This window comes from Microbacterium altimontanum (genome assembly GCF_058349865.2).
In genome coordinates this window covers 38283-51237 of sequence record NZ_JBYRJB020000008.1, presented here as the reverse complement: position 1 = coordinate 51237, position 12955 = coordinate 38283, and the positions used below count along the sequence as shown (strand labels likewise).

Below are 12955 nucleotides of genomic sequence, written 5' to 3'. Positions count from 1 at the left end.
AAGTCCTCATGAAGTGTGCCGTCATCGGAATGGGTGAAGTCGGTTCGCGCTACGCCACGTCGCTGCGCGACACGGGGCACGAGGTGGTCGGGTACGACGCCGTGGCAGTGCCCGCCGACGAGACGGTCCCCGTCGCCGAGACCCTCGCCGACGCGGTCGCCGGTGCCGACGCGGTGCTGGTGATGACCTCGGCCGCCGCCGCACCGCTCGTCGCCGCCGACGCCATCCCTCACCTGAAGCCCGGCGCACTCTATCTGGACTTCACCTCTGCGTCGCCGGGCGTGATGCGCGAGATCGGCGCGCAGGTCGAGAGCGCCGGCGCCCAGTTCGTCGACGTCGCGATCCTCGGGCCGGTCTCGGTGCACGGCACGGCGGTGCCGGTCATGCTCGCGGGCAGCGGCGCCGAGCGCGCGGCCCCGGTGCTGGAGGCGTTCGGCGGCAGCGTCGAGGTGCTGCCCGGCGCGCGGGCGGGCGACGCGATGGCGCACAAGCTGCTGCGGAGCGTCTTCATGAAGGGGCTCGCGTCGATCATCTGCGAGGCGGTCGAGGCGGCGGATGCGGCGGGTCTCACCGACTGGACGCGCGATCAGATCGCGAACCAGCTCGCGGGCGACGGCCAGAAGGTGATCGACCGCTTCCTGGGCGGCAGCCGCGTGCACGCGGTGCGCCGGGCGCGTGAGATGCGCGACACCGCGGCGTATCTGGGCGAGCTGGGCGTGCCGCACACGATGAGCACGGCGTCCGCCGAGTACCTCGAAGAGCTGGGCCGGCGGGTCGCCGCACATGCCTGAGGACCATGCCCTGCTGTCGGGGGTGCGCATCCTCGACCTGACGAACGTGCTCGCCGGCCCCTTCGCGAGCTACCAGCTCGGGCTGCTCGGGGCCGAGGTGATCAAGGTCGAGTCGCCCGGCGGCGGCGACCTCGCGCGGCAGCTCGGCGCGAGCGCCGAGCGCAACCGGCGCGACATGGGCGCATCGTTCGTCGCCCAGAACGGCGGCAAGCGGTCGATCACCGTGAATCTGAAGACGGATGCGGGCCGTGAGGCGTTCACGCGGCTCGTGGCGCACGCCGACGCGCTGGTGGAGAACTTCCGGCCGGGGGTGCTCGCGCGCCTGGGCTTCGGGCCCGACGTGCTGCACGGCATCCGTCCCGATCTCGTGTACTGCGCGGTGTCGGGGTTCGGCGCCACCGGGCCGCTGCGCGACCGGCCGGCGTACGACCAGATCATCCAGGGGCTGAGCGGCATGATGTCGGCGACCGGCACCGCGACCACCGGCCCGCTGCGGGCCGGGTTCCCGATCGCCGACACGCTCGGGGGGCTGGCGGCGGCGCTCGCCGTCTCGTCGGCGCTGTTCCGGCGCGAGCGGACGGGCGCGGGCGCGACGATCGACGTGTCGATGCTCGAGACCGCGATGACCGCGATGGGGTGGGTCGTGTCGAACTACCTCGTGGCGGGGCAGGAGCCGACGCCGCTCGGAAACGAGAACTTCACCGCGTCGCCGTCGGGCACGTTCCGCACCGGCGACGGGCTGCTCAACATCTCGGCGAACCGGCAGTCGCAGTTCGAGACGCTGTGCCGGCTGCTGGGCCTCGACGCCCTCGTCGACGACGAGCGCTTCCGGCATCGGGAGGATCGGCTGCGGCACCGCGACGAGCTGCACGACCTCCTCGAGGGCTGCCTTGCGGCGCACGGCTCGGCGCACTGGGAGAACGTGCTGTCGGATGCCGGCGTGCCGGCCGGGCGTGTCCTCTCGGTGGCCGAGGCGATCGAGCACGAGCAACTGCGTGAGCGGGGCATGGTGCACCACGTGACGGCCGACGGATCCGGAGACACGGTGGCGGTGCTCGGCAACGGCATCCGGGTCGACGGGGGAGTGAGCGCGCCGCGCTCGGGTCCGCCGGAGCTCGGTGCGCATACCGACGAGGTCCTCGCCGAGGTGGGGTTCAGCGCGGCGGACATCCGCCGGCTGCGCGAAGGAGGAGGAGTATGAGCGGCACGACGCATCCCGACGTGGAGGACGTGCGGGCCTGGTGGGCGACCGGCGTGAGCCACATCGCGCCGAATGTGATCGAGTACCGGGGGTATCCGGTCGAGTCGCTGATCGGGCGGGTCGGCTTCGTGGAGACGATCTGGCTGCTGGTGCGCGGTGAGCTGCCGACGCCGGGTCAGGCGCGACTGCTCGAGGCGGCGCTGGTGTCGAGCGCCGATCACGGTCCGCAGGCGCCGTCGATCGCCGTCGCGCGGATGACGGCGACGTGCGGAGTCGGCCTGAACAATGCGATCGCGAGCGCCGTGAACACGCTCGGCGATGTGCACGGTGGGGCTGGGCAGGAAGGCGTGGCGCTGCTGCAGGACATGCGGCGGCGGGGCGGAGACCCGGATGCCGTGGCCGCCGACATCGTGCGGGAGTACCGGGAGCAGGGGCGGTACATCCCGGGGTTCGGGCACCGCTTCCACACCGTCGATCCGCGTCGCGAGCCGCTACTCCGGCTGCTCGACGAGGCCGTCGCGGCGGGCGACATCGGCGGCGAGTACCTCGCGTGCACGCGGGCGCTTGAGCGGGCGCTCTCGGTCGGACGGGAGCGCCCGCTGCCGATCAACATCGACGGCGCGACGGCGACGGTGTACGCCGAGCTCGGCGTCGAGCCGGAGCTCGCGCGGGGACTGTTCGTGCTGAGCCGCTCGGTCGGAATCCTCGCGCACGCGTGGGAGGAGAAGCAGTCGGGCCGCCGCATCAAGGGCCCGATCCCGCCCCCGCTGACCGCCCCCTACACCGGCCCCGAGCGGCGCGAGCCCGCCCCGCCAGGTCGCTGAGCGCCCGCAGCAACCCCGAGGGCCGCCGCCCGCCCCGCCCGGTCCCTGAGCGAGCGCAGCGAGTCGAAGGGCCCCCGCCCGCCTCGCTCAAACCGTGAGCGAGCGCAGCAACCCCAAGGGCCGCCGCCCGCCCCCCCCAGGTCCCTGAGCGAGCGCAGCGAGTCGAAGGGCCGCTCCGGGGCACCCGCGACGCTCACCGTAGGCTGGACGGATGACGGGCGACCTCCAGCGCGCCGGCCGGCTGCGCACGTGGTGGGGCCGGCGCCTGCGTGCGTTCTCCGGCGAGATCGTCAGGCCGCTCGTCCCGCCCACGCAGCGCGTGTCGATTCCGTGGAGCGACGACGCGCTGTCTCAGCGGCATGCCCGCGCCGTCATCGACCTGTGTCTGCGCAGCGGCGAGGCGATGCTCGCCACCGGCGCGACGACAGCGGATGTCGTCGCATCCGTGCTGCGCATCAGCGAGACCTACGGACTGCGCAACCTGCACGTCGACATCGCGTTCACCTCCATCACGATCTCGGTGCACCGGGGTGTGGATGAGGATCCGATCTCGATCATGCGCGTCGTCAAAGTGCGGACGACCGACTACACGCGTTTGCAGGGCGTCTATCGCCTGATCGACGAGGTCATCACGTCGGGCGGTGCGATCGACGTCGACGAGGTGCGCGATCGGCTCAGCGCGATCCTCACCCAGCCGCATCCGTACCGCCGCTGGGTGGTGACGCTGGGCATGGCCGTGCTCGCCGCCGGGGTCGTGGTGATGTTCAACGCGAATGTGCTGCTGGCGCTGGTCGCGGCGGGATCCGCCGTGGTCGCCGATCTGATCGGTCGACGCCTGAGCAAGTGGGGGATCGCCGTCTTCTTCTCGCAGATCGCCTGCGCGGGCGCGATCACGGCGATCGCGGTCATCATGTATTGGCTGCGCTCGATGGGCATCGAGCTGCCGGGGACGAACTATCCGACGGTGATCGTGATCTCGGGCATCATCATGCTGCTGTCGGGCATCGGCCTGACCACGGCGGCGCGCGATGCCGTGGACGGCTATTACCTGACCGCGGCGGCGCGTGCGATGGAAGTCGTGATGCTCACCCTGGGTCTGGCGATCGGCATCTCGCTCACGATCGGTATCGCTTTCCGACTGGGTGTGCCGGTCTCGGTGGGAACGTCGCTGGGCGACGGGCGAGGGCTGTGGGCCGGGATGCTGGGAGTCGCGCTCGTCGGGATCGGCTTCGCGCTCACCTCCTACGTGCGCTTCGCGCTCGCGCCGTTGATGGCCGCCGCCGCAGTGATCGTGTTCGCGGTGTACTTCCCGTTGGCAGCGCTGATCCCGCAGCCGGGCCTGGCGGCGGGCGTCGCCGGCGCTGTCGCGGGGGTGATCGCCTACCTCGCCTACCGGTGGCTCAAGGTCCCCGAGGCGTCGATGGCCATGGCGGGCATCATCGGTCTCATCCCGGGCCTGGCGTTCTATCGCGGGCTGTACAGCCTCATCGGCGAAGACTTCGACCTGTCCGCCGCGTTGCCGGCGCTGCTGTCGGCCGCCGCCACCGGGCTGGGCCTCGCCGCCGGAACGGCGATGGGCGGATACATCGCCCGGCTCAGCTTCGGTCTCGACCGCTCGGCGCGGATCGCCCAGCGCCGCTCGCGCGTGCGCACCTGACGTGCACCGGGGCGCTCGACACCTGCCTCAGCTCTTCCCGCCCGCGCGGCCGCCCCACGCGCGCGACTCACCGGCCGGAGTCAGCGTGCGCGGAATGCCGAGCGGGTTGTCGTCCCGTAGGGCCGGCGGCAGGAAGGCGGCAGGAGCGTTCTGGTACGCCACGGGCCGCAGGAATCGCTGAATCGCGGCCGTCCCGACCGACGTGCTCGAGTCGTTGGTCGTCGCAGGCCAGGGGCCGCCGTGCTGCTGGGCGGGCGTCACGGCCACCCCGGTGGGCCAGCCGTCGAAGAGGACGCGTCCCACCTGGTGGCTCAGTGCCTCGACGAGTTCGCGCAGCTGCGCGGCGTTCTCGGTCTCGCCGGACGCCTCGGCGCTGCTCAGGTGCACCGTCCCGGTGAGATTGCCCTCGAAGAATTCGCGCAGGACTCCGGCGAGGTCGGCGTCTCCGGGCGTCTCGACGAGGATCGCGAGCGGGCCGAACGCCTCATCGAGCAGCGCATCCTTGCCGCGGCGGAAGTCATCGAGCGGGATCGACACGACCGTCGGCACCGCCCAACCCTGCCCGTCGGCGTCGAACCGGATGCCGCCCTCCACGATCGACCGCACCCCGTCGGTGGCGAGGATGGCGTCACGCCGCTCGGCGAACGATCGCGCGATCCGCGGGTCGAGGAGCCGGTGCTCTTCGGGCGCTTCGTACACGGACCGGACCTTCTCGGGAAGGCCGGCGTCCTCGGGCACGAAGACGAATCCCGGCTTCGTGCACAGCTGGCCCGCCGAACCGCCGACGCTCGTGAGGAATCCGGAAGCGATGGCCTCGGCACGCTCCGCGACGGCGCCCGCCGTGATGAACACCGGGTTCACGCTGCCGAGTTCTCCGTAGAACGGAATCGGCGCCGGCCGGCTGGCAGCGATGTCGGCCAGGAGCCGTCCCGCGTGGATGGAGCCGGTGAACGACCCCGCCTTGATCCGCTCGTCCTTGAGGATCGCTACCCCGGCATCACGTCCGTGCACGAGCTGGAAGGTCCCTTCGGGCATGCCCGCCTCTTCCAGCGCCGTCGTGGCGACGCTCGCTGTGGCATCGGAGAGTCGCGGATGCCCCGAGTGAGCCTTCACGATCAGCGGGCAGCCGGCCGCGAGAGCAGCCGCTGAGTCGCCGCCCATGACCGAGAACGCGAACGGGAAGTTCGACGCGGCGAAGTTGATCACCGGACCCACGGGGATGTGCGTTCGCCGGATGTCGGGTCTCGCCCCGAGTGCGAAGTCGGCGTCGGCGGCATCCAGGCGAGCATCCAGGTACCCACCGGCCACCAGCGTGTCGGCGAACAGTCGCAGCTGCACGGTCGTGCGGGTCAGCTCGCCCGACAGTCGCATGCGGGTCAGGCCGGTCTCGCCCGCCCCGATGTCGATGAGTTCGTCGGCCGCGGCATCCAGCGCGTCGGCCACGGCCAGCAGTGCCCTCGCGCGGTCGGTCGGACTTGTCGCCGCAAGCGGTCGGGCAGCGTCGGCTGCGCGTGAGACCACGCGCTCGAGTTCGGGGGAGAGACCATCGGCAGGCATGGGAAGCGGGTGTCCTTTCAGCAGTGTCAATCAGTGTGTACGGGATCGGCCGTAGAGCGCGACCACCAGAAGGATGATGCCGCCGTAGACCATGTCCTGCACCGTCACGCCGAGGTTGAAGACCGAGACGAGTGTCGACACCTGGCCGAGCACGAGCGCACCGGCGAGCGTACCGAACACGGATCCCCGGCCTCCGAAGATCGAGGCGCCGCCGACGACAACGGCGGCGACCGAGCTCAGCAGGTACGGCGCACCCATCATCGCCTCCGCCTGGTTGTAGTACCCGACGACGGCGATGCCCGCGACACCGGCCAGGATGCTGCTCAGGATGTATCCCGTGATACGGATGCGCGCGACCGGCTGGCCCGACAGGCGCGCCGTCGCTTCGGACGAGCCGACCAGGAACAGCGAGCGTCCCCATCCAGTCCAGCTCAGGAGCGCCTGCAGCAGCAGCATGATCACGAGCGCCAGCGGCACGACGGCCGCGATCGAGCTTCCCAGGAACGGCAGCTTGGTCGCGGTGACGGCTTTCACGAACGCCGGCACGTCGGTGAGCTCTGCGAGGCTGAAATTGAGCAGCACGACGCCGAACAGCAGGCCGTTCATGGCGATCGTCGTGACGATGGGCGTAAGCCCGATCTTGGCGATGATCACCCCGTTCGCGAAGCCCACGACGGCGGCTGCGACCAGGGCGGCGACGAGCGCGAGGCCCGGCCCCATGGTGCCACTCCACGTCAGGAATGCCAGGGCCGTGAACGCAATGGTGTTGGGCACTGACAGGTCGATGCCGCCCTGGATCACGGCGATCGTCTGACCGAACGACGCCAGCGCGAGGATCGAGGCGAACGTCGCGGTGGTGATGAGCCCGCCGAGGGTGAACAGGCTGGGCCTGATCAGTCCGCTCAGCAGGAACAGTCCGACGAACGCGACGAACACCCACGCGCTCACCGGCACCCGGCGCAGGCGGTTGGCGACGCCGGTGCGCGAGGCCGGCTTCGTCGGCCGCGACGCGGTTGAGATGTCAGACATGGCGGGTCCCCTTTCGAAGAGCCGTGCGCGCGGAGATCGTCCGCAGCAGCACGGGCACGGCCACGACCGCGAAGATGATGAGGGCGTTGATGATGTACTGCCAGTACGAGTTGATGTGGGCGAAGAACAGCAGGTTGCCCACCAAGCCCAGCGTGATCGCAGCGGTCACCGTGCCCAGCACGCTTCCTCGCCCGCCCGCGAAGCTGGCGCCCGACAGGGCCACGGCTGCGATCGAGGTCAGCAGGTACGGGTCGCCGCTGCGCGGATCGCCGGTCATCGTGGAGCCGGCCAGCAGCACCGCGGCCAGCGCGGCCAGCAACCCGGAGAGCACGAACGCCAACAGGATCGTGAAGCGCGAGTTGATGCCCGCCGCCTGCACAGAGTCACGGCTGGAGCCGACGCCGTAGATCTGGCGCCCGAGGGCGGTGCGCTGGAGGGTGAACCACAGCGCGCCGGCGATCACCAAGAGCCAGACCAGGGACATCGGAAGGAACGGCAGGGCTTCACCGCTGGTGATGTTGAAGATCTGCTCGCTGAGCGCACCGCCGGGCCGGTCGAGCACGGTGCGGGCGACAGCCCCGATGATGAACGAACTGGCCAGTGTCACCACGATGGCCGGCAGTTTGGCATAGGCGACGAGAAGGCCGTTCAGGATGCCGCATAGAGCGCCGATGCCCAGCGCCACCAGCAGCGACACCGGGCCGGGCAGGCCCGACAGGCTCACCGCGAACATCACGTTGCACAGGCTGATGATCGCGCCGATCGAGATGTCGATGCCGCCGGTCAGGACGATGATCAGCTGCGCGAGCGCCGCCAAGGCCAGCGGCACCACGAGGTTGGACGCGGTCTGCAGCTGGAACCGCGAGAGCAGATTGGGGTTGACCGCGAGGTAGATCCCCATGAACACGAGGAAGGCGAGCACCGGAGCGTGCGCTCCCTCGTGGAAGGAGCGCTGCAGCCACACTGGGAGGCGCCGGGTCTTCGCGGCCGAGGCGAATATCGTTCCTGTCGTCATGATCCGTTCGCCATCCCCACGGCGGCGCCGACGACGGCATCCGCTGTGATCGTCGATCCTTCGAGTTCCTGCGCCACCCCGCCGCGATACAGCACCACGATGCGGTGGCACATGTGCACGAGCTCCTCCACTTCGCTGGAGAACCAGACGATGCCGACGCCTTCGGAGGCGAGCGCCACCATCGCGGCGTAGAGCTCCTGCTTCGCGCGCACGTCGATCCCGCGGGTCGGATCATGGAGGATCAGGACGCGCCGGGCCCGGTTCATCCACCGGCCGAAGACGAGCTTCTGCTGGTTGCCGCCGGAGAGGGCGCCGGCGACCTCTTCAGGTCCTCGGGTGCGCACGCTCAGCGCCGTCAGCACACTGTCGACCCAGCCGCGCTCCGACTTCAGCTGCAGAGGCCCGCCGGTGCCGCCGAGCCTGAGCCAGGGCGAGAACAGGTTCTCCCCCACGCCGAGCTCGAGCGCGAGTCCCTCCGTCTTCCGATCCTCGGGCACGTAGCCCACGCCAGCCCTGACCGCGCGGCGCGGGGTCAGTCGTCCCACCGGGGTATCCGACACCTTCCAGGTGCGCGCGGTGGCGGGCTCTGCACCGAACAGCGCGCGCAGCAGCTCCGTCTGGCCGTGGCCCTGCAGACCGCCGATGCCGAGGATCTCTCCGCCCCGCAGCCGGATGGACACGTCCGTGAGCCGGTTGGTGTTCAGCCCGTCGACCTCGAGGACGATGGGTGCGTCTGCGGCGACGGCGACCGGCTCGGGGAACTGCTTCTGAGTGGAGCGGCCCGCCATCAGCGAGATGAGCTGGTCTTCGTCCCACTCTCCCCGCACGAAGGTCCCGACCGCGGCGCCGTCGCGCAGCACGGTGCCGCGGTCGGCGATCACCTGCAGCTCCTGCAGGCGGTGCGACACGTAGATCACGGCACTGCCGCGTGCGGTGATCTCACGGATCCGGTCGAACAGCCACTCCACGCCCGGAGGGGTGAGGGCGCTGGATGCCTCGTCCAGGATGAGCAGCTTGGGGTCGGCGGCGATGGCGCGAGCGATCTCGACGAGCTGCCGGTCAGCGAGCAGCAGGGTGCCCAATCGCGCGAGCGGGTCGATGTGGGGCAGCTTCAGCCGTCCCAGGATGTCGCGCGCGCGGCGCAGCGCCTTGGCTGGGGAGTACCGGCGTCCGGTCCTGATCTCGGGGAGGGCGAGGTTCTCGGCGACCGTCCACTCCGGGACGAGGGCGATCTCCTGGTAGGCGCAGGCGATTCCCAGCGCCCGTGCCCGTGCGATGCTGCCGCCCTGCAGTTCGTCGTCGTCGATCGTGATCTCACCGCTCGAGGGGGCGACGGCTCCCGAGAGCATCTTGGAGACCGTGCTCTTGCCGGCGCCGTTCTCGCCGACGAGCGCGTGCACCTCGCCCGGCATGCACGTGAAGCTCACATCGGTCACGGCGCGCACGGGGCCATAGTTCTTGGTGAGGCTGCGCGCCACCAGGAGCGGCGCGCGCGGGTCGGTCGACGGCGGTGCGGCATCGACCGACCCGAGCTGCTGTTGTGACATGGGTACGTCCTCGTCCATACGCGGATGGGTGACTACTGCTTGGCGAACTTCAGATACTCGTCGAGCGTGATGTTCAGTCCGGGGAAGTCGTATCCGAGCTGGAAGTTGTCGGGCATGTCGGGCTGGCAGAAGTCCTTCGCGTTCTCGGTGGTGATCTCGGCCGGCGGGTAGAACTGCTTCTTCTCGATGTCCTGGCCCTGCAGGAGCTTGACGGCCTGCTCGAGTCCCTTGGCGTAGATGGCGGGGTGGCCGAAGACCATGTCGCCCTTCAGCCCCTTGTCCTTGTACTTGACGAGGGTGCAGGCCTCGCCGTTGTACCCGGAGCCGCCCACCACCGGGACGAAGGGAATGTTCGCGTCGGCGAAGGCCGCCGGCACGCCCTGGCCGCCCGTGAGGAACGAGTAGACGCCGCCGACATCGGGGTGCGACTGCAGCAGCTTGGCCATCGCCTGCTGAGCGTTGGACTCGTTCCAGTTGTTGCTGCCCTCGGCGACGATCTGCGCACCCGCGCCCTTGAGCACGTCGCGCACCGTGGGCATCGACGTGTCGTTCAAGGGCACGCCGGCCACGCCTTCGAGCACGATGACCTTCTTGTTGTCGCCGAGTTGGGAAGCCAGCCACTTCGCGCCCGTCTCTCCCGCACTCGCCCAGTCGGTGGACACCGTGTACACGTAGTCGTTGTCGTAGGGACCGCCGTTCGCGAAGACGGGGATGCCGGCGGCCTTGGCCTGTGTGATCGCCGCGTCGGCGCCGGTTGCCGAGGCCGGGTCGAAGAGGATCGCATCCACGCCCTCGGCGATGAGGTTCTGGATCGCGGCGTTCTGCTGCGCGGCGTCGTTGTCGTTCGTGCGCACGATCTTGAGCTCGACAGTGTCGGCGTACTCCGGCCGCGCGGCCAGGGCTTGCATCGCGGCGAGCCCGGTCTCGCGCCACGACTGACCACCCAGAGGCTGCTCGAAGCCGATGACGAACTTCTCCTTGCCGTTGTCCCCGCTCTTCGGCCCGTTGTCGGCGGGGGCCGAGCTGCACGATGTGAGGCCGAGCGCGAGGGCGGCGAGGGCGCCGGCGATGCCGAGACCAGCGGTGCGTGCGCGTGATGAGTGCTTCATGTTTCTCCCTTGAATCACAAACGGTGTGTCATCGCCTCGCCAGCTGTGCGTGTGTTCGGGTGGCGTTTGACGAACGCGATGTCGTGACAGTAGCATCGAATGGCAGCGCTGCCAAGAGCGCTAACATTATGAGATCATCGCAGAGCGGCGAGATCGATAGCCTCAGAGAGGAGTGCACAGTGGCAGCAGTGAAGACAGCGGAACTGGAACCGGACGCGCCTGTACGGAGCAGGGCCCACGCCATCGGAGCGATCGGCGCGGGCGCGATCATGGCGGGACAGCACCTGGAGGCGTACCGGCAGGCCGGCTTTCCGGTGGTGGCGATCGCCTCGCGGACCCGTGGGAACGCGGCGAAGGTCGCCGAGCAGTACGGCATCGAGACCGTGCACGACTCCCCGCACAATCTGATTCAGGACCCGCGCGTCGAGATCGTCGACATCGCGTTCCCACCCGATCAGCAGCCGGAGCTCATCCGATTCGCGCTGAAGCAGCCGCATGTGCGCGGCATCCTGGCGCAGAAGCCGCTGGCGCTCTCGCTCGAAGAGGCGATGGCGCTGCGCGACGAAGCGGCTGCCGCCGGCAAGATCCTCTCGGTCAACCAGAACATGCGATACGACCAGTCCATCCGCGTGCTCAAGCAGCTGCTCGACCGGGGTGCGCTCGGCGAGCCCGTGTTCGCGGCGATCGACATGCACGCTGTGCCCCACTGGCAGACGTTCCTGGCCGAGTACGACCGGCTCACGCTGTCGAACATGAGCGTCCACCACCTCGACGCGCTGCGGTACCTGTTCGGCGAGCCGACGGAGATCTACACGACCGTGCGGCCCGACCCCCGCACCGAGTTCGCGCACACCGACGGCATCGTCGCATCGACGCTGCACTTCCCGAACGGCGTGCTCGTCACGTCACGGGAGGACGTGTGGGGCGGCCCGCGGGAGGACGGGTACGACTCCGACTTCTTCATCTCGTGGCGCGTGGAAGGCACCGAGGGTGTTGCCAAGGGCACGATCGGCTGGCCGACCGGTGAACCGTCGACCCTGACCTACGCGTCCACTCGGGAGACGGGCGGCGGCTGGGTCACGCCGACCTGGGACACGCACTGGTTCCCGCACGCCTTCATCGGCGTCATGGAGCAGCTGCAGTATGCCCTCGACAGCGGCGAGCCGCCCGCGCTCACCGTCGCCGACAATGTCCGGACGATGGCCCTCATCGAGGCCGGCTACCGCTCCATCGAGGAGCACCGCGCGGTGCGCCTCGATGAATTCGACGTCTGATCACCACCCAACGGAAGCAAAGGAGCAGTTCCACCATGATTCAGATCGGCATCTTCTCGGGATATTTCCCGTACGACCTCGAGACCACCGCGCAGCGCATCCGCGATCTCGGCTTCAACACCGTCCAGCTCGACCTCCACTTCAAGGACATCGACCTGTCGTCGGGCCAGATCACCCAGGCCAAGGCGAAGCGGGTGCAGGACACCTTCCGTGACCACGACATCCCGATCTGCGCGATCTCGGGCTACACGAACATCGTCCATCCCGATCCCGACACCCGCCGCGCCAACGTCGAGCGCCTCAAGGAGATCATCCGCAGCGCCCGTGACTTCGGCACCCCCTACGTCATCAGCGAGTCGGGCACCTTCAACCACGAGAGCGAGTGGGACCACGACCCGCACAACCGCAGCGAGGACGGGTACGAGCAGGTGCGCTCCGTGCTCACCGAGCTCGCGCAGGAGGCGTGGGATCACGGCGCGACGTTCCTGCTCGAGACGTACGTCAACAATGTCATCGGCTCGGTGCGCGAGACAGTCCGTGCGTTCCACGACATCCGCCATCCCGGCCTCGAGCTGCTGATGGACCCGACGAACTACTTCGACGAGAACAACATCGGTGACATGGACACCGTGCTCAACGAGGTCTTCGACACGCTGGGAGACCGGGTGCGCGTGGCCCACGCGAAGGACGTCAAGCTCGCCGGTGCAGACAAGAGCGAGAAGCACGCCGACATCGGCGACGACGACGCGCTGGCCTCCCACACGTTCCGTGGTGTCGGTGAGATCGAGCTTCCGGCCGCCGGGCTCGGCTCGCTGAACTACGACCTGTACGTGCGCCGGCTGGCCGAGCGCAGCCCCAACGTGCCGCTGATCATCGAGCACCTCGACGAGTCCGACGTGCCGCGCGCCAAGCAGTTCATCGTCGACGTGCTGAAGCGGAACGGCGTCTGAG

General features: G+C 69.4%; 11 protein-coding genes. 6 read left to right on the top strand and 5 right to left on the bottom strand.

Going from position 1 to position 12955, the window contains the following annotated elements; translation table 11 throughout:
* The first annotated feature begins 8 nt into the window (after window positions 1-8).
* From AC3RX1_RS14735 to AC3RX1_RS14720, 4 genes are all read left to right on the top strand, one after another.
* Window positions 9-791 carry an NAD(P)-dependent oxidoreductase gene (locus AC3RX1_RS14735; protein ID WP_491502013.1) on the top strand — a complete coding sequence of 261 codons (783 nt, stop codon included), beginning with the start codon at window positions 9-11 and terminating at the stop codon, window positions 789-791.
* Window positions 784-1992 carry a CaiB/BaiF CoA transferase family protein gene (locus tag AC3RX1_RS14730; RefSeq protein ID WP_491502012.1) on the top strand — a complete coding sequence of 403 codons (1209 nt, stop codon included), beginning with the start codon at window positions 784-786 and terminating at the stop codon, window positions 1990-1992. Before AC3RX1_RS14735 ends, AC3RX1_RS14730 begins: the two co-directional genes overlap by 8 nt.
* Entirely contained in the window at window positions 1989-2816 is an 828-nt protein-coding gene (locus AC3RX1_RS14725) for a citryl-CoA lyase (RefSeq protein ID WP_491502011.1), read from the top strand. The genes AC3RX1_RS14730 and AC3RX1_RS14725 overlap by 4 nt, the downstream gene beginning before the upstream one ends.
* 211 nt (window positions 2817-3027) lie before the next feature.
* The gene (locus AC3RX1_RS14720; RefSeq protein WP_491502010.1) at window positions 3028-4473 is read left to right on the top strand and encodes a threonine/serine exporter family protein; all 1446 of its coding nucleotides are present in this window, start codon (window positions 3028-3030) and stop codon (window positions 4471-4473) included.
* Between the two features lie 27 nt (window positions 4474-4500).
* On the opposite strand, the gene AC3RX1_RS14715 is transcribed toward AC3RX1_RS14720, so the two are convergent.
* Genes AC3RX1_RS14715 through AC3RX1_RS14695 form a run of 5 tightly spaced genes read right to left on the bottom strand, consistent with a single transcriptional unit; the run spans window position 4501 to window position 10730 of the window.
* Window positions 4501-6030 (bottom strand): aldehyde dehydrogenase (NADP(+)), encoded by a 1530-nt coding sequence (locus tag AC3RX1_RS14715; protein WP_491502009.1) that lies wholly within the window; start codon window positions 6028-6030, stop codon window positions 4501-4503.
* Between the two features lie 30 nt (window positions 6031-6060).
* Window positions 6061-7059: an ABC transporter permease gene (locus AC3RX1_RS14710; protein WP_491502008.1), complete on the bottom strand. Its 999-nt coding sequence runs from the start codon at window positions 7057-7059 to the stop codon at window positions 6061-6063.
* Entirely contained in the window at window positions 7052-8074 is a 1023-nt protein-coding gene (locus AC3RX1_RS14705) for an ABC transporter permease (RefSeq protein ID WP_491502007.1), read from the bottom strand. The genes AC3RX1_RS14710 and AC3RX1_RS14705 overlap by 8 nt, the downstream gene beginning before the upstream one ends.
* Window positions 8071-9621, bottom strand: a complete 1551-nt coding sequence (locus AC3RX1_RS14700; RefSeq protein ID WP_491502006.1) for a sugar ABC transporter ATP-binding protein — start codon at window positions 9619-9621, stop codon at window positions 8071-8073. Before AC3RX1_RS14700 ends, AC3RX1_RS14705 begins: the two co-directional genes overlap by 4 nt.
* Window positions 9622-9653: 32 nt before the next feature.
* Complete coding sequence (locus AC3RX1_RS14695) at window positions 9654-10730, bottom strand: substrate-binding domain-containing protein (RefSeq protein ID WP_491502005.1); 1077 nt, start codon at window positions 10728-10730, stop codon at window positions 9654-9656.
* A gap of 179 nt (window positions 10731-10909) precedes the next feature.
* Here AC3RX1_RS14695 and AC3RX1_RS14690 point away from each other — a divergent pair, with 179 nt between their 5' ends.
* Both AC3RX1_RS14690 and AC3RX1_RS14685 read left to right on the top strand, forming a co-directional pair.
* On the top strand, window positions 10910-12004 hold the full coding sequence (locus tag AC3RX1_RS14690) for a Gfo/Idh/MocA family protein (protein WP_491502004.1): 1095 nt from the start codon (window positions 10910-10912) through the stop codon (window positions 12002-12004).
* A 35-nt stretch (window positions 12005-12039) separates the two neighbouring features.
* Complete coding sequence (locus AC3RX1_RS14685; protein ID WP_491502003.1) at window positions 12040-12954, top strand: sugar phosphate isomerase/epimerase family protein; 915 nt, start codon at window positions 12040-12042, stop codon at window positions 12952-12954.
* The last annotated feature ends 1 nt before the right edge of the window (window position 12955 follow it).